The organism is Vibrio sp. 10N.261.51.C6, from assembly GCF_041471785.1.
GTDB classification, from domain to species: domain Bacteria; phylum Pseudomonadota; class Gammaproteobacteria; order Enterobacterales; family Vibrionaceae; genus Vibrio; species Vibrio crassostreae_C.
Genome location: NZ_JBFRPB010000013.1, coordinates 120988 through 140162, shown reverse-complemented (window position 1 = coordinate 140162; position 19175 = coordinate 120988). Strand labels below are relative to the sequence as shown.

At 45.2% G+C, this 19175-nt stretch carries 16 protein-coding genes and 1 pseudogene; 4 read left to right on the top strand and 13 right to left on the bottom strand.

Annotated features, from left to right (window positions below; translation table 11 throughout):
- Positions 1-12: 12 nt before the first annotated feature.
- The 4 genes from menB to AB4375_RS03890 form a co-directional block, all read right to left on the bottom strand.
- Positions 13-879, bottom strand: coding sequence for a 1,4-dihydroxy-2-naphthoyl-CoA synthase (gene menB, locus AB4375_RS03905; protein ID WP_017064079.1), 867 nt, complete (start codon positions 877-879; stop codon positions 13-15).
- A gap of 105 nt (positions 880-984) precedes the next feature.
- Positions 985-1782, bottom strand: coding sequence for a 2-succinyl-6-hydroxy-2,4-cyclohexadiene-1-carboxylate synthase (gene menH, locus AB4375_RS03900; RefSeq protein ID WP_017065885.1), 798 nt, complete (start codon positions 1780-1782; stop codon positions 985-987).
- 9 nt (positions 1783-1791) lie between these two features.
- Positions 1792-3516: a 2-succinyl-5-enolpyruvyl-6-hydroxy-3-cyclohexene-1-carboxylic-acid synthase gene (gene menD / locus AB4375_RS03895; RefSeq protein WP_372051047.1), complete on the bottom strand. Its 1725-nt coding sequence runs from the start codon at positions 3514-3516 to the stop codon at positions 1792-1794.
- Positions 3513-4820, bottom strand: a complete 1308-nt coding sequence (locus tag AB4375_RS03890) for an isochorismate synthase MenF (RefSeq protein ID WP_017060167.1) — start codon at positions 4818-4820, stop codon at positions 3513-3515. The genes menD and AB4375_RS03890 overlap by 4 nt, the downstream gene beginning before the upstream one ends.
- A gap of 296 nt (positions 4821-5116) precedes the next feature.
- On the opposite strand from AB4375_RS03890, the gene AB4375_RS03885 reads away from it, so the two are divergent.
- From AB4375_RS03885 to AB4375_RS03875, 3 genes are all read left to right on the top strand, one after another.
- Positions 5117-6349, top strand: coding sequence for a pyridoxal phosphate-dependent aminotransferase (locus tag AB4375_RS03885; protein ID WP_017060166.1), 1233 nt, complete (start codon positions 5117-5119; stop codon positions 6347-6349).
- Positions 6350-6519: 170 nt separating this feature from the next.
- Positions 6520-7104: a 5'-deoxynucleotidase gene (gene yfbR, locus AB4375_RS03880; RefSeq protein ID WP_017060613.1), complete on the top strand. Its 585-nt coding sequence runs from the start codon at positions 6520-6522 to the stop codon at positions 7102-7104.
- Between the two features lie 55 nt (positions 7105-7159).
- Positions 7160-8503 (top strand): anti-phage deoxyguanosine triphosphatase, encoded by a 1344-nt coding sequence (locus AB4375_RS03875; protein WP_017060614.1) that lies wholly within the window; start codon positions 7160-7162, stop codon positions 8501-8503.
- 26 nt (positions 8504-8529) lie between these two features.
- Here the strand turns inward: AB4375_RS03875 and AB4375_RS03870 are convergent, their stop codons facing one another.
- On the bottom strand, positions 8530-9129 hold the full coding sequence (locus AB4375_RS03870; protein WP_017060615.1) for a tRNA-uridine aminocarboxypropyltransferase: 600 nt from the start codon (positions 9127-9129) through the stop codon (positions 8530-8532).
- A gap of 9 nt (positions 9130-9138) precedes the next feature.
- Here AB4375_RS03870 and rrtA point away from each other — a divergent pair, with 9 nt between their 5' ends.
- Positions 9139-9687, top strand: coding sequence for a rhombosortase (gene rrtA, locus AB4375_RS03865; RefSeq protein WP_017060616.1), 549 nt, complete (start codon positions 9139-9141; stop codon positions 9685-9687).
- Here the strand turns inward: rrtA and AB4375_RS03860 are convergent.
- The 8 genes and pseudogenes from AB4375_RS03860 to AB4375_RS03825 form a co-directional block, all read right to left on the bottom strand.
- Complete coding sequence (locus AB4375_RS03860) at positions 9678-9977, bottom strand: helix-hairpin-helix domain-containing protein (RefSeq protein ID WP_017060617.1); 300 nt, start codon at positions 9975-9977, stop codon at positions 9678-9680. The two genes, rrtA and AB4375_RS03860, sit on opposite strands and share 10 nt — an antisense overlap.
- A 224-nt stretch (positions 9978-10201) precedes the next feature.
- Entirely contained in the window at positions 10202-12067 is a 1866-nt protein-coding gene (gene ppiD, locus AB4375_RS03855) for a peptidylprolyl isomerase (protein ID WP_017060618.1), read from the bottom strand.
- Positions 12068-12285: 218 nt separating this feature from the next.
- Positions 12286-12579 carry an HU family DNA-binding protein gene (locus tag AB4375_RS03850; protein WP_012604504.1) on the bottom strand — a complete coding sequence of 98 codons (294 nt, stop codon included), beginning with the start codon at positions 12577-12579 and terminating at the stop codon, positions 12286-12288.
- Between the two features lie 168 nt (positions 12580-12747).
- Positions 12748-15099, bottom strand: coding sequence for an endopeptidase La (lon, locus tag AB4375_RS03845; RefSeq protein ID WP_017060619.1), 2352 nt, complete (start codon positions 15097-15099; stop codon positions 12748-12750).
- A 132-nt stretch (positions 15100-15231) separates the two neighbouring features.
- Entirely contained in the window at positions 15232-16512 is a 1281-nt protein-coding gene (gene clpX, locus AB4375_RS03840) for an ATP-dependent protease ATP-binding subunit ClpX (RefSeq protein ID WP_372051046.1), read from the bottom strand.
- A gap of 81 nt (positions 16513-16593) precedes the next feature.
- Positions 16594-17220, bottom strand: coding sequence for an ATP-dependent Clp endopeptidase proteolytic subunit ClpP (gene clpP, locus AB4375_RS03835; protein WP_004736080.1), 627 nt, complete (start codon positions 17218-17220; stop codon positions 16594-16596).
- Between the two features lie 105 nt (positions 17221-17325).
- Entirely contained in the window at positions 17326-18624 is a 1299-nt protein-coding gene (tig, locus tag AB4375_RS03830) for a trigger factor (protein ID WP_017065881.1), read from the bottom strand.
- A gap of 294 nt (positions 18625-18918) precedes the next feature.
- A pseudogene (locus AB4375_RS03825) lies at positions 18919-19101 on the bottom strand (hypothetical protein); the annotation flags it as partial.
- Between the last annotated feature and the right edge of the window lie 74 nt (positions 19102-19175).

Sequence of the window (19175 nt, the reverse complement as noted above, 5' to 3'; positions counted from 1 at the left end):
AGAGGAGAAAGACTATGGATTACGCGGGAACTTGTCGAAGTCCGGTCGACGTTTCTCGTTGAATGCGTTGCGGCCTTCTTGGCCTTCCTCTGTCATGTAGAACATCATGGTTGCGTTACCAGCCAACTCTTGTAAGCCTGCTTGACCATCACAGTCAGCGTTCAGTGCCGCTTTCAAGCAACGCAGTGCCATTGGGCTGTGTTGAAGCACTTCACGACACCAACGAACTGTCTCTTTTTCTAGGTCAGCAACAGGAACAACGGTGTTTACAAGGCCCATGTCCAGTGCTTCTTGTGCATCGTAGAAGCGGCACAAGAACCAGATTTCACGTGCTTTCTTTTGACCAACGATACGAGCCATGTAAGAAGCACCCCAACCGCCATCGAAAGAACCCACTTTAGGACCCGTCTGACCGAACTGCGCGTTTTCAGCTGCAATAGTAAGGTCTGCCATCATGTGAAGTACATGACCGCCACCGACTGCCCAACCCGATACCGCTGCGATAACTGGTTTTGGACAAGTACGAATTTGACGTTGGAAATCAAGTACATTCAAGTGGTGCGTACCTGAGTCATCTTGGTAACCGCCGTAGTCACCACGGATACTTTGGTCACCACCAGAACAGAATGCCTTCTCACCAAGACCAGTCAAAATGATTACGCCAACTTTCTCGTCATAACGAGCATCAGCCAGTGCATTGATCATCTCTTTTACGGTTTGTGGACGGAACGCATTGTGCACTTGAGGGCGAGCAATCGTGATTTTCGCAATACCGTCATCAGACTTGTGGTATTGAATATCTTCATATTGACTGCTTTCATCGCGCCAGTTAACGGCTGCGTAAAGTTCTTCTTCTGTGATGCCTACTGTTTTAGCCATGATGATTCCCATTGTTCTATTAGAGAGCGCGACTAGAGTAGAGTCGCGACGGTGTTGCTCTGCTTTCTATAGCGCTTGATACGAGAGGTTCGCTCAGTCAGTTCATCAACGACTGGCGATACATTGGATGATCAGATTTGAAAACATCTCTGGTTGCTCAAAATGAACATTATGACCCGCGTAATCCACCTGACTATATTCAAAGCCACTATTCTCAGCTAGCTCCATGAATTTACGATCTTTTTCTCCACATACATAATGCAATAAATGCTCATGAGATTTCAATGTGGCACGTAAATCCGGTTGCTTAGCTAACGAAGTAGATAACAACATATTTGCTACGGATACTCCAAGGTTACCACTACGCTTTATGACCAAAGTTTGTCTTTGCTCATGATTTAGTGAAGAAAAGACGCTTTGTTGATACCAATCGTCTAAAACATCTTCAATCGACTGCTGTGCAAAGCGAACAGCCCATTGCGTATCGTGTACTAACCTTTGTGCTCTTTCTTCATCACATTCCAAGCCAAAGTTGCCACCTTCAATGATGACTTTCTCTAAGTTAAGAGTTTCGAAGCAAGGGCTTGTTACCCCATACATGGCAAGCCTTCCCCCCATAGAATACCCAATCACCACGATAGGATAATCGACAGGAAGATCGTTGAGAGCCAGCTGAGATGTGATGCACTGAACTATCTTGGTACAGCAATGATCAAAGCCTACAGGGTCGATAAACCGGCTTTGTCCGTGTCCGGGCAAATCTATGCAAAGACGAGGAAAGTCTTCGAGGAAGGGGTGGCATGCACTCCAATCATCCCCGCTTCCGAGTAAACCATGTAAAAAAACAAGCAAAGGTTTGTCAGAAGATTCTTGTACTGCTGGGTAATAATTGGAGTAAAGCATGTAAAGTCCTTAGGCTAATGCCTCGGTGAGCATTGAGCTGAATTGCTTCAGCAAAGTAGACGCTTGTTCGGGAGGCGTCTTAACTTCTACGAGCAAGGTACCCTGACCCTGTTCGAAATGTTGTTCGATAATGTTTTGATAGCAATTCAAAGTTTCTGGCGCCGCATAACCAAGTTGGAACTGCGCAGCAGCGTGTTCAAAACTGAAACCATGAGGCATTTGATAAAGTGACTGTTTCTGCTGCTCTGGTACCGGCAACAAGTCAAAGATCGCACCACCGTCATTGTTGGTCACAACAATAACCATCGGCGTTAAATTATGAGTCAGCAGAGCCAGTGAATTTAGGTCGTACAACAAAGAGGTGTCACCAATCAGCATCATCAAAGGATTCTGGTTGGCTTTTATCACTCCCGCAGCCGTCGCCACCAAGCCATCAATGCCCGATGCACCGCGGTTGCTGTAGACTTGAGTCGCAGAGATTGATGACAGCATATCCACCAGCCTTACCATCAAGCTATTTCCCACAAAAAGCTCTCTGCCCTTAAGTCTAGACGACAAGTCAACGGCAACGCTCAACTCTGTCAGTTGGTCGTTATTAGAGATTTGCGCCAACGCTAACTGCTGAACCGTATTCGCGACTTCCGCCAAAGATGCCGCCCAGCCAGCATGTTCTCCCAACAGCGTTGGGAGATGTTGCTCTGATAACCAATGTTCGATATCAGCGACAATATGAGTTTGAGGCAGATGATCTTGATTAATACGATGTGCATCTGGTGAAACAACGATGTACTGCGATGAACAAAATGTGGCAGCTTGTTCTTTTACCCATTGGTTAAGACGCTTAGATACGATGCGCTCACCAAACTGGATAATAAAATCACACTGACTAAGCTGTGCTTTGGCTGCGTCACTTTGCATCCATAAATCATAGTGTTTCCAGTCACTACTGACACCCGATTGAGGGTCACAGAATACTGGCCAGCCCAAAGCTGTCGCAAACTGCTTGGCTTTAATTGCGGCTTCATTCTCGATAGAACCAATAATCACTGCGCCTTTACGAGCGACATAATCACTTGCTGAGACAGGCTGATCGATTAAATGACTGGGCAAATAAGTGTTCGAGTAAAGGCAGGTTGAAGCTCTCCAAGCTGCCACGCTCTTTGTATAATCCGCATACATCTCGGCGCTATTAGCGGAATAAAGCGGTTCTGGGAACGGACAGTTGATATGAATAGCCCCACCGACGCTGCGCTGTTTCGCCAGTGCGTTATCAACCGACGTCAAAAGCCAATTCAAAGAAACTTGTGTCGTTGGACTTGGAAGGTTTAGTGCCGTTTCAACGTGAGACGAAAAGATACCCTGCTGCTGAATCGCTTGATTGGCACCACAGTCGACTAAATCAATCGGTCGATCGGAGGTCAACAAGATTAGCTTTTCTCGCGTTAATCCAGATTCAGCGGTCGCTGGTAGAAGGTTAGCTACGGCAGTTCCAGAAGTAACAACCACCGCAACGGGTTTGTTGCTCGCTTTAGCTAAACCTAAAGCCAAGAAGCCAAGCCCGCGCTCATCAAAGTGCGTGTGTAAGGTTAACTTGGAGTTGGCTTCAGCTTCGAGAGTTAGCGGCGTTGAGCGAGAGCCCGGAGCAACACAAACATGTTCAACGCCATTGCGTGCAAGCTCTTCAAGTAACGTGTGACACCAAACTCTATTTAATACGGCTTGGTCGTGATTCATGACGCGACACCCAATGGAGGATGATCTGAAATTAAGCTAAGCAGAGTAGACATCTTCTTGTTCAGCTCTTGCCATTCATGTTCGGCAACCGATCCCGGCACGATCCCCGCGCCAGCAAACAGTTGTACTTGATCGTTTACAATCAAGGCGCTTCGAATCGCCACGCAGAATTCCGCTCGCTGATGACTGATATAGCCTACAGAGCCTGCATACCAACCTCGTGCAAACGGTTCGTGTTCAAGAATGAAATCCATCGCCTCTTTACGAGGTAAACCCGCCACCGCAGCAGTTGGCTGTAAGGCAGCAAGCAACTGCACACCATTAACGCCATTGTTGAGCTGAGCATGGATATTGCGCTTCAAATGCTGCACCTTACGCAAGCGCACTAGACGCGCATCCTTTTCAACATGGACCGTTTGAGAATGAGGAGTGAGACGCTCAATGATGTCGTCGACCACATACTGGTTCTCATTGAGGTTTTTGCTGTCTTGAGAAAGCCAGTTGGCCAGTTCCATATCCTCAGTAGCGTTCTCTCCGCGACCAATGGTTCCAGCAAGCGCCTCGGTATCAAGCTCCATACCATGTCGGCTATATAAGCGCTCTGGTGTCGAGCCAATGAAACTGTGTTTAGAATCCAGCACCAACATAAAGTGGAAACTGTGGTGATTTTGCAGATAGCTGGCTTTAAGTAATTGAGCTGCGCAGATAGGCGCATCGAGTTGCAGTGTGGTTTTACGTGCTAAAACGACTTTTTTGTACTCTTCATCGCTAATGCCTTGCAGCACTTTATCGACAAGGTTGCCCCACTGCTCTCTTTCTGGAACGTGATTGATCTGTTCAATATGGGCAGACAAAGGCGCCAATATCGCGGCTTCTACAGAAAGCTTATTCAAAGCATTAATAGAAGAAACGCGATCAGGGGACAAATTAACCGCCAGCGACCAAGTATTGTCAAAGCGGATCAATTCAACCTGAGGAAGGAAGAAAAACGACTCCATGCAGCGACGGTTCTTTGCGGTGTGCCCATCAAACGAGCGTCCACCCCAGATTCGTTGGTCTTCACCAAGAATAGCGTACGCGGGTGCAGGATCTGAAAACGTATGTAACTGTCCGAGCGCAACAACCTCTTCACGAGTGTCGCGTGACTGCCAGTAGAACTTAGGAAAGAGCGGTTGAGCATGAAGCCATTCTATAAATGCAAACGATGGTTTTTGCGTTAGAACTTCAACACAACGAACTTCGCTTGCTTGGGCATTTTGTACTCGCTCAATCAAAGCGGAGATAGTTTGCTGGAAATGTGACAAATCGACCTCGTTCACATCTAAATTATTATTATATTAGTTTGATACTTTATGGGCAGTACCCACTTAGATCAAGAATGTACTATATCTTTTCAACATTCCTGTGATTTTAAGCGATCCCGCCCCTTTATTCATCTTAGCCAATAACCAAGAAAGCGATTAATTAAAATTTAGAAAAGAGTGACAACAAAAAGGCTAAACGTGACACTGAAATGCGACATTCATCAGATTTTTATTCTATCAAACGCCATTTTGCGGTACTTTAATAAAGTATTTAAATTAATTTCAGGAAATCGGCAATGCAAAATATCGGGATGTCGTCAAAACTCAACAGCGTATGCTACGAAATCAGGGGGCCTGTACTCAAACATGCTAAGCGCATGGAAGAAGAAGGGCATAAAATACTGAAGCTTAATATTGGTAACCCCGCCCCATTTGGTTTTGACGCCCCTGATGAAATCCTTGTTGACGTAATCCGTAACCTACCGACATCTCAAGGTTACTGCGACTCAAAAGGCATCTATTCAGCCCGCAAAGCGGTTGTTCAGCACTACCAGAAAAAAGGCCTACGTAACCTTGATGTAGAAGACGTTTACATTGGTAACGGCGCATCAGAGCTTATCGTTATGTCTATGCAGGCGCTACTGGATAATGGTGATGAAATCTTAGTTCCCGCTCCGGACTACCCACTATGGACAGCGTCTGTTGCGCTTTCTGGTGGCACACCGGTTCACTACATGTGTGATGAAGATGCTGATTGGTATCCAGATCTAGACGACATGCGCGCGAAGATCTCACCAAAGACGCGCGGCATCGTTCTTATCAACCCGAACAACCCAACGGGCGCGGTATACAGCCGTGATTTCCTACTGCAAGTGGTTGAGATTGCTCGTGAGCACGGTTTGATCATCTTCGCCGATGAAATCTACGACAAAGTACTTTACGACGGTGCGGTACACACTTCAGTGGCAACGCTTGCTGAAGATGTATTAATGGTCACGTTCAACGGCCTATCTAAAGCTTACCGTGTGTGTGGTTTCCGTGGTGGTTGGATGTTCTTAACAGGCCCTAAACACCTAGCGAAAGGCTACGTTGAAGGACTAGAAATGCTGGCCTCAATGCGTTTGTGTGCCAACGTTCCGATGCAACACGCTATCCAAACCGCACTCGGTGGCTATCAGAGTATCAATGAGCTGATTCTTCCAGGCGGTCGACTGCTTGAACAGCGTGACCGTGCATGGGAACTGATCAACAAGATCCCTGGCGTTTCTTGTGTGAAACCGAAAGGTGCAATGTACCTGTTCCCTAAAATCGACACCAACATGTACAACATCAAAGACGATCAGAAGTTTGTACTCGACTTCCTTAAGCAAGAGAAGGTGCTATTGGTTCAAGGTACGGGCTTCAATTGGCCGAAACCGGATCACTTCCGTATCGTGACTCTGCCGCACATCGAAGATCTAGAAATCGCAATTGGTCGTTTAGAGCGCTTCTTACAGACTTACAGCCAAGACGACCTCATCGAAGGTTAATGAGCACAAAGAAAGATGGCTACAATTTGCTGTTTTAAAAGACTTTAACTTGTATTCATTCACTTCTATGCTTAAAAGGCTCCTGTTTAGGAGCCTTTTTTGTATCCGCTGTCTCGTACGGTTTGAGTTAACATAAGATACGAGTGGAGCATTGTTTAAAAAGGACATTTATGAAACAGAGCCATTTCTTTGCCCATCTCGCACGCATGAAGCTAATTCAACGCTGGCCCCTGATGCGTTCGGTATCAAGCGAGAACATTTCAGAACATAGCCTACAGGTTGCTTTCGTGGCACACGCCTTGGCACTGATCAAAAACAAGAAGTTTGATGGTCAGCTTAACCCCGAGCACATTGCTCTGCTTGGCATGTACCACGACACCAGTGAGGTACTGACGGGTGATTTGCCAACGCCAGTTAAATACTACAACCCGGATATTGCACAAGAGTATAAGAAGATAGAAGCCGCGGCAGAACAAAGACTGCTTTCGATGTTGCCAGAAGAGTTCAGAGACGACTTCGCCCCCTTCTTAATATCTGGTACTGCGAGTAAAGAAGAGCAAAGCATCGTCAAGCAGGCAGATACTATCTGTGCGTACCTGAAATGCTTGGAAGAGCTCAGTGCGGGCAATCATGAATACGAGCAAGCCAAGCGCCGATTGGAAGAGACACTCGAACAACGCAAAAGCCCAGAAATGGACTACTTTCTCACCACATTCGCACCGAGCTTTGAATTATCACTAGACGAGATAAGCTAGCTGGGTATAAGTTGTTTTTAATTAGCTAAATAAAATCAATTTGATAGGTGCTATTTTGAATTCTCAACTCGAACCACCCTTTGTACTCGAACAAGAATGGCAGCATCGAAATGACGATGAACATAAAATAAGACGGGATGACCACCGCAGCCCGTATCAGCGTGACCGTGCGCGCGTGCTTCACTCTGCTGCTTTCCGTCGCTTACAAGCGAAAACCCAGATCCATGGCACCACGGTCAACGACTTTCACCGAACGCGCCTTACCCACTCTCTTGAGGCCGCTCAGCTTGGCACCGGTATCGTCGCTCAACTGAAGAAAAAGCAGCCCGAATTTCGAGACCTATTACCCTCAGACAGTTTGATTGATTCACTGTGTTTGGCTCACGACATCGGTCATCCACCCTATGGACATGGCGGCGAAGTCGCACTCAACTACATGATGCGCGACCACGGCGGCTTTGAGGGCAACGCTCAAACGTTTCGCATAGTCACACAGCTAGAACCTTACACTGAACATCACGGGATGAACCTATCTCGACGCACTTTGTTAGGTCTAATTAAGTACCCTTCTCTGCTGAGTGAGGTTCAAGCTAAATTGCAGTCTGAACCCGTTAAGCATCAACGACAACTCCGAGCTAAAGATTGGATGCCAGCAAAAGGCATCTACGATCATGATGAAGAGTTGTTTAACTGGGTGCTTGAACCGCTTTCAAGCAGCGACCAACAGCTCCTAAAACAGAAAAGAAAAACGCATACCGAGCCACTTGAGCACAACAAGACCAAATATAAGTCACTGGATTGTTCGATCATGGAACTTGCTGACGACATCGCGTATGGCGTGCACGATTTAGAAGATGCGATTGTGCTTGGCTCTGTGACCAAAGCTCAGTGGGTCGAATCGGCTTACCCTCAACTGAAAGAGATGGCCGACCCATGGATTTGTGAACACCTAGATTCAATTACAGAGATGCTTTTCTCTGGTGAACAGTATCGTCGAAAGGATGCGATTGGTGGGATAGTCAACGCACTGTTGACCAGTATCTCGATTAAGCGAGTGGAGGCTAACTTTGAGAATGTACTGTTGGCTTACAATGCGGTGCTCGAGCCGAGCATGGACGGCACACTCGATAAGCTGAAACACTTTGTCAGCGAGTTCGTTATTCAAGTGCCACAGGTTCAGGTCATCGAATACAAAGGTCAACAGATCATCATGGATATGTTTGAAGCATTCAGCGCAGATCCTGAACGCTTGCTGCCACTGCCCATCAAGAAGCAATGGCTACAACATCAAGATGAGTCTCGAAAAATGCGCGTGATAGCCGATTACATTTCATCGATGACTGATGATCTTGCGCAGAAAATGCATCAGCAACTGTTCTCAGCTCATACCGAGTTTTAATTCCTGACTCACTTTACTAAAACGGCTTAATCTAAGTAGTTTTTCTCAAACACGCCCGGCGGCATTTGATTGATTTGAAACTGAATCATTTGGTCAAATGCCGTTAGCAAAGGGCTAAAGTCGCCATCACGCTCTAACAAGCTAAGTAAATGATAGCCAGCTTCAACGGTTGAAAGGCTATTTTCACTGGGTGCTTTGCGAATTCGGTAATTACCCTTGAGATCTTTCGGTAAATGAACCGTGTTCAACGCATGCAAGTTACTCGATACTTGCCACATCTTGAATGCTTTCTTCCACGTGCCATCCAATAAAATCACACGCAGCTTCTTATTGGGAGATGTCGCCGACTCAACTGAAACAGAGTTTTCGCTTGGGTATAAAATCACATGTTGATACTGTTCATCGCACAACAATGCGTTGAGTTGTTCGTTGTCTGAAAAGTCTTCGCCAACAAACGTCACGCTGTTATTAAGAGATAACGAGAGAATACGCGCTGTTCCCATCGGACGATGCTCTTCTGATGGGTGCTGAAGAATGATAAGCTCAACATTCGATTCGAGTGGTGTAACCCACTGACAAATACAAGCTTTCAAAGCCTTGCTGCATTGGGGGCAATAACGAGACATGGATTTAATGTGTACCCTGTTTTAATTTTCATTTCACTTTTATGCGTCTTATTCCAATTTGAGCCAATACAAGCTTGGGTCGTTTGGGATAGCAATGCGATTGCCGATGGGCAATGGTGGCGAATCCTAACAGGAAACTTTTCACATACCAACTACTCGCATCTTCTGATGAATCTAGCAGGCTTGTGGATCATCAGCTACCTGTTTCAACCGAGTAAAAAACAGCTTGTTGTTGCTTTGCTTGTGATCAGTTTAGTGACTGGCGTCGCTCTGTTGTTTTCAAGTATTCAGATCTACGTTGGCCTATCGGGCACTTTGCATGGGTTGTTTGGCTTATTCGCGCTCAGAGAGGCTTTAAACGGCAGGAAGTCTAGTTGGCTGTTAGTATTCGGATTAGTCGCTAAAATCGCTTGGGAGCAGCTTATTGGCCCTTCTAGCACGACTGGTGAACTGATTAATGCTCGTATCGCGATTGAAGCCCACCTAGCAGGTGCATTGGCCGGAGGCTTCATATCTATCGCTTCATTTCTAACAAGTAGAAAAACGGGTCAAAGTTGAATTCTTTCGCGGTTCTTTTCAACCGTCGCTTCACCTATCCCTTTGACACTCACCAAATCATCAGCAGTAGTAAATGCCCCGTTCTGATCTCTGTAATCGACGATTTCTTTGGCTTTCTTGTCACCCACGCCAACCAATAGTGCTGAAAGTTCTTCTGCCGTCGCGGTATTGATGTTGACCGTAATCTCAATGCCTTCGTAAAGCTCAGCCTTGGTTGGGCTGTCTGCAAACACGGCAGGGCTTAAGAGCATCAGAAATGAAAGAATTAGTGTTGAATATATCGTGCGCATAAATAGTTCCTTTGTTCAAAAAACGTAACTTATGCATTTGCCGCGCTAGATAACACAATCACCAGATAAAAATAAAGCGGATCACCTAAGTGACCCGCTTCGTTATACATCTTATTTTCATCAGCTTGTTTGTTGGCTCACAAATCTGAATTAAAGCCTAACAATCACGTGTTGATTTCAGTAGTAAGCTCTAACTTGAGCTTGCTACTGAGGTAATCAAACGCTTACTGACCTTGACCCACTACGTAGTATTCAACGTCTGCGTTTTTACGAAGTACGTTTAATACGTTAGTCAGGTCTTGCTGGTTACCAACTCGCTCCAACTGTGCACCAATTTGAGTGCTGTAGGCTGGGTTGATCTCAGCCGTTACTTTAGAAAGCTCAACAACAACGATATTACCGTCTTGGTCTTTAGATTGACCAAACACAGCTTGACCTGCTTCTGGTTTCGCTAGAGCGAATACAGATGCCGCTAATGGCGAGTTACGGTCAATCGTTTCAAGTTCAGTGAACTCAAGGTTGTTGTCCGCTAGTACTGCTTCATTGCCTTGCTCAAGTTCGTTCACTAGAGAAACACCTAGCTCAACCGCTTGCTGCTCTGCTTGTACAGCAGACAGTGCAGCGACAACTTGATCTTTCACTTCAGCTAGAGGAAGAACTGTCTCATCACGAGTCTCTTCTACACGAACAACAATTACGTGCTCAGGTGCAACTTCGATAACTTCCGAGTTTAGACCGTCTTCTTTCACTTCAGGGCTCAAGATAGCTTGCATAACTGCAGGCGTCATCAGAACTTCTGGAGCGTCAACTTGAGAGATGAAATCTGTCGTTGTGATCTTCGCGTTGATAGCTTCTGCAGAATCATCTAGAGAATCTGGGAATTCAAACGCTACTTTTTCTAGCTCAGTTTGTTGCTCGTAGAACTGATCAACTGCGTGTTGGTCTAGAAGCTCTGTCTTAATCTCTGCCGCTACTTCAGTGTAAGGCTGAGCTTGAGACGCTTTTAGTTCGTCTAGCTTGATGATGTGGTAGCCGAAATCAGATTTAACTAGACCAGTAGTATCGCCAATATTCTCAAGAGCGAAAGCCGCGTCTTCGAATGCAGGGTCCATAACATCGCGCTCAATCCAACCTAGGTCACCGCCAACGTCTGCACTACCGAAGTCGTCAGATTTCTCTTCCGCTAGCGTAGCAAAATCAGCGCCTGCATTTAGCTCGTCTAGGATTGCCTGAGCTTTCGCTTCGTCATCGCCTTGAACTAGGATGTGGCTAACTTTACGTTGCTCTTCCGTTGAGTACTTGTCTAGGTGCTCTTGGTAGTATTTCTGTGCTTCTTCATCGCTTACTTCAAGCTGAGACTTAAGCGCTTCAGCAGAAAGCTCAATGTAAGATACCTTAGCTTGCTCTGGACGAGTGTAAGCTGCTGGGTTCTCTTGGTAGTACTGTTCGATTTGCTCGTCAGTTAACTCGATGTCTTTTGCAAGGTCAGCAACAGACAGTGTCACTGTGCGAATGTCACGAGTTTGTGCGATAAGCTTGCTCTGAGTATCGATTTCGCCCTGAAGAACGAATTCACTGCCTTGAAGTGCAGTCACAAGCTGGTTGCGCATAAGGTCACGACGCATGTATTCAGCGAAGCTCTCTGCGCTGAAACCTGCACGACGTAGTGCCGATTGGTAAACTTCTTGGTCGAATTGACCCGCCGTTTGGAACTGAGGCATTTCTAGAATCATGGTGCGGATTTGAGAATCACTGATTCGTAGGCCTAGAGACTCAGCTTGCTGCTCAAGCAGTACGTCATTGATCATGCGATCAAGTACTGATTTACGGAAAGACTCTACGTAAGCAGGGTCTGCAAGCATTTGCGCGAAGTAATCGCCAAGTTGAGACTGCATACGATTACGTTCGTTTTGGTAAGCCTGTTCGAACTCACCACGAGCAATTTCTGTGTTGCCAACTTTAGCTGCTGCGTTGTTACCGCCACCGGTGATGTAGCTGCCTACACCTGCGAATACGAATGACAGGATAATCAACCCAAGGATAATTTTTACCGCGATGCTATTCACGCCTTCGCGTAATCGATCCATCATAATTTAAGTGCTCTCCGGATATGAAGCATTGGCTTCAAAATAAAAATCTATTCACGCGATATTATCAGAAAAAGAAATGCGCATCAGTAGGATGCGCATAATTTAAATAAGTTCAATGTGCTTTGTACACATACTGTTTAAGAATGAAACATCATTTTTCAAACAGTAAACGCATTTTACTGCCTTCCCCTCTTAAATGGAGGTTTCAGCAGTGAAAATTAGTTACATGCGTCTTTAAGTGCTTTACCCGCTTTGAAGCCAGGTACTTTAGCTTCTGCGATTTGGATCTCTTCACCAGTTTTTGGGTTACGACCTGTACGAGCAGCACGAGTACGAACACTGAAAGTACCAAAGCCAACAAGTGCAACTTGGTCACCAGATTGTAGCGTTGTGCCAACTGCTTCGATGAATGCGTCTAGAGCGCGGCCAGCTGAAGCTTTAGAGATGTCTGCGTTTTCTGCGATTGATTCTACTAGTTGTGTTTTATTCACTGTTTTTCCCCTATGTGTCATCTGTGACTACTTCTGATGACTGTACGTTCCATTTTGGTTTTAATTTAGCCGCAAGCCTTATTGCAAAAGGGCTGCCGCTTTGATCAATAACTTAGCGTCCAAAAAAAACGCTGACAAGCCTTTTCGGGCCTATCAGCGTAATTCTTTACTTATTTTTGCTATGCATCACTATTTTTTCACGTCAAACTCGACCCCTGACGGATCTCGTTCTAGCGCGACTTTGAGTACTTCATCAATCCACTGAACCGGGATCACCTTCAAGTCAGCGATTACGTTGTCTGGAATCTCTTCCAAATCACGCTCATTGTCTTTAGGGATCAGTACAGTTTTGATGCCGCCACGGTGTGCAGCAAGCAGTTTTTCTTTCAAGCCACCGATAGGTAAAACTTCACCACGAAGGGTAATTTCACCTGTCATACCGACCTCTGCTTTAACCGGGTTACCCGTCAAGCTAGAGACAAGTGCAGTACACATTGCGATACCCGCACTCGGGCCATCTTTCGGTGTAGCACCTTCTGGTACGTGAACGTGAATGTCACGTTTTTCGTAGAAATCTGAGTTGATACCCAGTTTTTCAGCACGAGAACGAACCACTGTCATTGCCGCTTGAATCGACTCTTTCATCACGTCGCCAAGTGAGCCAGTTTGCGTTAGCTTACCTTTGCCCGGCATTGCTTCGGTCTCGATAGTCAGTAGATCACCACCCACTTGAGTCCACGCTAGGCCTGTTACTTGACCGATACGGTTGCTTTCATCCGCTTTACCGAAGTCGTGGCGTTGAACACCTAAGTACTCTTTCAGGTTATCAATGTTAACCGTTACAGACTTAAGATCGCTGTCTAGCAAGATGTTCTTCACTGCTTTACGACAGATCTTTGAGATTTCACGCTCTAGGCTACGTACACCCGCTTCACGCGTGTAGTAACGAATGATGCCGATGATTGCAGAGTCTTCAATCTCAATTTCATGAGGCTTAAGACCGTTGCGTTGAACTTGCTTGTCCAGTAAATGGCTCTTAGCAATGTTCAGCTTCTCATCTTCTGTGTAACCAGATAGACGAATCACTTCCATACGGTCCAGTAGAGGCCCAGGAATGTCCATCGAGTTCGATGTTGCCACGAACATAACATCTGACAGATCGTAATCTACCTCTAGGTAGTGATCGTTAAATGCGTTGTTTTGTTCTGGATCTAGAACTTCTAGAAGTGCTGAAGATGGGTCGCCACGCATATCAGAAGACATCTTATCGATCTCATCTAGTAGGAACAGTGGGTTCTTAACACCAACTTTAGACATCTTCTGGATCAGTTTACCCGGAAGTGAACCGATGTACGTACGACGGTGACCACGAATCTCAGCTTCATCACGAACGCCACCAAGTGCCATACGCGTGTACTTACGACCCGTTGCCGCAGCAATCGAACGACCTAGCGAGGTTTTACCTACACCAGGAGGACCAACAAGACAAAGGATTGGGCCTTTTAGCTTGTTGATACGGTTTTGTACTGCCAAGTATTCAAGAATACGTTCTTTAACACGCTCTAAGCCGTAGTGGTCTTCGTTTAAGATCTCTTCCGCTTTCGCTAGATTCTTTTTCACTTTTGAACGCTTAGCCCAAGGAACGCCCACCATCCAATCAATGTAGCTACGTACTACTGTTGCTTCAGCAGACATTGGCGACATCATTTTCAGTTTTTGCAGTTCTTGCTCGGTTTTTTCACGAGCTTCTTGAGGCATCTTAGAGTCTTCGATCTTCTTCTTCAGAGTCTCGAATTCATCAGGAGCGTCGTCCATCTCGCCAAGTTCTTTCTGAATCGCTTTCATTTGCTCATTCAGGTAGTACTCACGCTGAGATTTTTCCATTTGCTTCTTAACGCGGCCACGAATGCGTTTTTCAACTTGCAAGATGTCAATTTCTGACTCCATTTGGCCCATCAAGAATTCCAGACGTTCAGTCACATCTAAGATTTCTAGAACGTGTTGCTTGTCTACCAGTTTAAGTGGCATGTGTGCAGCAATCGTATCAGCAAGGCGAGCTGCCTCATCAATACCGTTCAGAGATGTTAGAACTTCTGGTGGAATCTTTTTGTTCAGCTTAATAAAGCCTTCGAATTGATTGATCGCGCTGCGAACAACCACTTCTTGTTCTTTTTCGTCAAGTTCTGAGGTTACAACGTATTCTGCGTCCGCTAAGAAAAACTCACTTTCTTTGAATTGGTGAATTTTTGCACGCTGCTGACCTTCGACAAGCACTTTAACAGTACCATCAGGGAGCTTTAGTAACTGAAGAATGGTAGCGACAGTTCCTACTTTAAATAGGTCGTCAATTGAAGGCTCATCAGTGTCCGCTTCTTTCTGCGCTACAAGTAGTACTTGTTTGTTAGCTTCCATTGCCGATTCAAGGCAAGTAATCGATTTTTCACGACCAACAAACAATGGAATAACCATGTGTGGGTAAACCACTACATCACGTAGAGGTAGCACGGGGATTTCGATACGCTCGGAACGTTCCAAGTTCATATATTTCTCTCTTCCGCTTTAACTTATAAAGCAGTATATGGGGCTTAAACGACTGGATTCAATGGAAGAATAAAAAAAAGGAGGTAATTGCTTACCTCCTTTTTCAATTTGAGTGACTTGTCTAAAAAAGACCTACTCTGCAACAGCTGCTTGGTTATCTGAGTTGCTGTAAATTAATAGTGGTTCTGACTCACCATTAATTACCGACTCATCAATCACAATCTTGCTTACATCAGTTGAAGATGGCAGTTCGTACATAGTTTCTAGTAGAACACCCTCCAAGATAGAACGTAGACCACGAGCACCTGTTTTACGGTTCATTGCTTTCTTAGCAATGGCACGTAAAGCATCTTCACGGAATTCTAACTCTGTATCCTCAAGCTCAAATAATGCTGCGTACTGTTTTGTAAGTGCATTCTTTGGCTCACATAGGATTTGGATTAGCGCTTCTTCATCAAGCTCTGTCAGTGTTGTTGTCACAGGTAGACGACCAATGAATTCTGGAATCAGACCATATTTCACTAGATCTTCAGGTTCTACTTGAGTGAACAATTCACCGATAGTTTTGGTTTCATCTTTTGAACGCACTTCTGCGCCAAAGCCGATACCTGAACCTGTTTCTACACGCTGTTCAATCACTTTATCTAGGCCTGCAAACGCACCACCACAGATAAATAAGATCTTAGACGTGTCCACTTGCAAGAACTCTTGCTGTGGATGCTTACGACCACCTTGAGGTGGAACTGAAGCTACTGTACCTTCAACAAGTTTTAGTAGAGCTTGCTGTACACCTTCACCAGACACGTCACGCGTGATTGATGGGTTTTCAGCTTTACGAGAAATCTTGTCGATTTCATCGATGTAAACAATGCCGCGTTCCGCTTTCGCTACGTCGTAATCACATTTCTGAAGCAACTTCTGGATGATGTTTTCAACATCTTCGCCCACGTAACCCGCTTCGGTTAGTGTTGTTGCGTCTGCCATTGTGAAAGGAACGTCTAGGAAACGAGCCAATGTTTCAGCCAGTAGTGTTTTACCACTACCAGTAGGACCGATAAGAAGAATGTTACTCTTACCTAGCTCTACGCCTTCAGCTGTCGTATCACCATTACGTAAACGCTTGTAGTGGTTATAAACTGCAACTGCTAGCACTTTCTTCGCGTATTCTTGACCGATTACATAGTCGTCAAGATGCTCACGAATCTCACGCGGCGTTGGCAGCGATTCCGATTCTTTCTTAGGAAGAACATCTTTAATTTCTTCACGAATAATGTCGTTACAAAGATCGACACATTCATCACAAATGTAAACAGAAGGACCTGCGATTAACTTGCGAACTTCGTGTTGGCTTTTGCCACAGAAAGAGCAGTAAAGCAGTTTACCGCTACCACCCTCTTTGCTTTTATCTGTCATTCGCTAACCTCTTAGCCTTAACTCTCTATGCTTGAGTGTATATCAATTTGAATCACTTTGCGTTAAACAATTGCCCTGCAATTATTGACCGCGGTGATTAAGAACTGAATCCACCAAGCCGTATTCTACTGCTTGATCAGCAGACATGAAGTTATCACGATCTGTATCGCGCTCAACAACTTCTAGAGGCTGACCTGTGTGCTCTGCCAATAGTTTGTTTAGCTTTTGTTTGATCGTTAGGATCTCTTGCGCGTGAATTTGAATATCAGACGCTTGGCCTTGGAAACCGCCAAGTGGCTGGTGAATCATTACACGTGAGTTTGGAAGCACGTGACGCTTACCAGGAGTACCACCCGCTAGTAAGAATGCACCCATAGAGCAAGCTTGACCCATACATACTGTGCTCACGTTTGGCTTGATGAACTGCATTGTGTCGTAGATAGACATGCCTGCTGTTACGCTACCGCCAGGTGAGTTGATGTAAAGATAGATATCTTTGTCTGGGTTTTCTGATTCCAAGAAAAGCAGTTGAGCCACGACAAGATTTGCCATGTGGTCTTCCACTTGACCTGTTAAGAAAATGATACGTTCTTTTAATAGACGAGAATAAATATCGTAAGAACGTTCACCACGGGAAGTCTGTTCAACCACCATAGGAACTAGTGCGTCCATAATCGATGGCATTGTATTTTTTTCTTGGTAGCTCATATTCTTATGTCCCTAAAATAAATGGCCCGAATGATTAAATCATACGGACCATTGTTAGCAGAATTGTTGACCGTACGTCAACCTTCTACGTCAGATATTACTATATTAAGCAGGTTGCTGATTCATTAGCTCGTTGAAGCTAACTTCTTTATCAGAAACTTGAGCTTTAGCGATGATTGCATCAATAGCTTGCTCTTCTAGAGCAACATTGCGCATGTTGTTCATCATTTGCTCGTTTTGCTCGTAGTAAGCAATAACTTCTGTTGGATCTTCGTATGCTGTAGCCATCTCTTCGATGATAGCTTTAACTTTCTCGTCGTCAGCTTTTAGTTCTTCAGTCTTGATTACTTCACCAAGAAGAAGACCTACAACTACGCGACGTTTAGCTTGCTCTTCGAACAGCTCACGTGGAAGTTGGTCAGCAGCTTCAGTGTTGCCACCGAAACGTTGAGCAGCTTGTTGACGTAGAACACCGATTTCTTGATCGATAAGAGCAGAAGGTACGTCGATGTTGTTTTCGTTAACTAGACCGTCGATAGCTTGCTCTTTGATGCGGTTCTTAACAGCTTGCTTAAGCTCACGCTCCATGTTCTTACGAACTTCAGCTTTAAGACCTTCAACGCCGTCAGTTGCGCCGAACTTAGCAACGAATTCTTCGTTTAGTTCTGGAAGTTCACGAGCTTCAACTTTGTTCAGCTTGATAGAGAACTTAGCTGCTTTACCTTTTAGGTTTTCAGCGTGGTAATCTTCTGGGAAGTTTACGTCGATTTCGAATTCCATACCTGCTGTTTTACCAACGATACCGTCTTCGAAGCCAGGGATCATGCGACCAGCGCCCATCTCTAGTGGGAAGTTCTCAGCTTTGCCGCCTTCAAACTCTTCACCGTCGATAGAACCAACGAAGTCGATAGTTGCACGAGAACCAGCGTCAGCAGCAGCTTCAACTTCAGTCCAAGTTGCTTGTTGCTTACGTAGAGTTTCGATCATCTCTTCAACGTCAGCTTCTTTAACTTCTACTGCTGGTTTCTCAACAGTGATGTTTTCTAGACCTTTCAGCTCAACTTCTGGGTAAACTTCAAAAGTTGCGTTGAATACTAGGTCAGCGCCTTCGTTGTTTTCAACTGGTGCGAAAGTAGGTGCGCCAGCTGGGTTGATTTTCTCTTTAACGATCGCTTCGATGAAGTGACGTTGCATTACTTCGCCCATCACGTCTTGACGTACTGCTTTGCCGTACATTTTAGCAACCATCTTCATTGGCACTTTGCCTTTACGGAAACCATCGAAACGACGGTTTTTCGCGATGTTGCGTAGTTCAGCTGTAACTGCATCTTCGATGTTAGCAGCAGGAACAGTAATATTAAGACGGCGCTCTAGGCCTTCTAGCGTTTCAACAGTAACTTGCATTATATAAACCTCAAAACTGGCTCAGTAATCTGAGCATATGAGCCGTAACTTAGCTTTAATTCAAAAGCAGACGTTGTTGGCTGCATCCTTGTGTAGTGCTCTATCCGAACACCTAATTTAAAATCGAGCATTGATGTCTGAATTGATTATTCAACCAAACACCAGACTAATCAGCGATATCTTCGTTCTTCACACGTCGATTAAAACGCAATAAAGCTTGTTTTCAGAAACAAGAAAGGTATCTCCGATTAGCCTCAGGACAGAAATTTTAGACGCGACATTCTAGCGATCTGTTTAATCTCTGTCGAGCCGTTCACCTCTGCATGATGATGAATGCTCTAAATTCGTCCAACTAAGTGATACAAAAACGATCAAATCATCACTTAGCACAACAGAAATGGGGACAATAGCGACTTTTTCAAGGGAATCGAGGGCTTTTTTTGCTAAAAACCTTAAAAAGAGATCTTGCTCTTGTTTTACCCCTCAGAGTCGATAACTTTTTCAACAATCCCCGTTACAAACCCTTAACCTACATCCATCTGTTCACTCTC

Coding starts and splice junctions, on each gene's coding strand:
- menB (WP_017064079.1), bottom strand. CDS start 879: ATGGCTAAAACAGTAGGCATCACAGAAGAAGAACTTTACGCAGCCGTT.
- menH (WP_017065885.1), bottom strand. CDS start 1,782: ATGCTTTACTCCAATTATTACCCAGCAGTACAAGAATCTTCTGACAAA.
- menD (WP_372051047.1), bottom strand. CDS start 3,516: ATGAATCACGACCAAGCCGTATTAAATAGAGTTTGGTGTCACACGTTA.
- AB4375_RS03885 (WP_017060166.1), top strand. CDS start 5,117: ATGCAAAATATCGGGATGTCGTCAAAACTCAACAGCGTATGCTACGAA.
- yfbR (WP_017060613.1), top strand. CDS start 6,520: ATGAAACAGAGCCATTTCTTTGCCCATCTCGCACGCATGAAGCTAATT.
- AB4375_RS03870 (WP_017060615.1), bottom strand. CDS start 9,129: ATGTCTCGTTATTGCCCCCAATGCAGCAAGGCTTTGAAAGCTTGTATT.
- AB4375_RS03860 (WP_017060617.1), bottom strand. CDS start 9,977: ATGCGCACGATATATTCAACACTAATTCTTTCATTTCTGATGCTCTTA.
- ppiD (WP_017060618.1), bottom strand. CDS start 12,067: ATGATGGATCGATTACGCGAAGGCGTGAATAGCATCGCGGTAAAAATT.
- AB4375_RS03850 (WP_012604504.1), bottom strand. CDS start 12,579: ATGACACATAGGGGAAAAACAGTGAATAAAACACAACTAGTAGAATCA.
- lon (WP_017060619.1), bottom strand. CDS start 15,099: ATGAACTTGGAACGTTCCGAGCGTATCGAAATCCCCGTGCTACCTCTA.
- clpX (WP_372051046.1), bottom strand. CDS start 16,512: ATGACAGATAAAAGCAAAGAGGGTGGTAGCGGTAAACTGCTTTACTGC.
- clpP (WP_004736080.1), bottom strand. CDS start 17,220: ATGAGCTACCAAGAAAAAAATACAATGCCATCGATTATGGACGCACTA.
- tig (WP_017065881.1), bottom strand. CDS start 18,624: ATGCAAGTTACTGTTGAAACGCTAGAAGGCCTAGAGCGCCGTCTTAAT.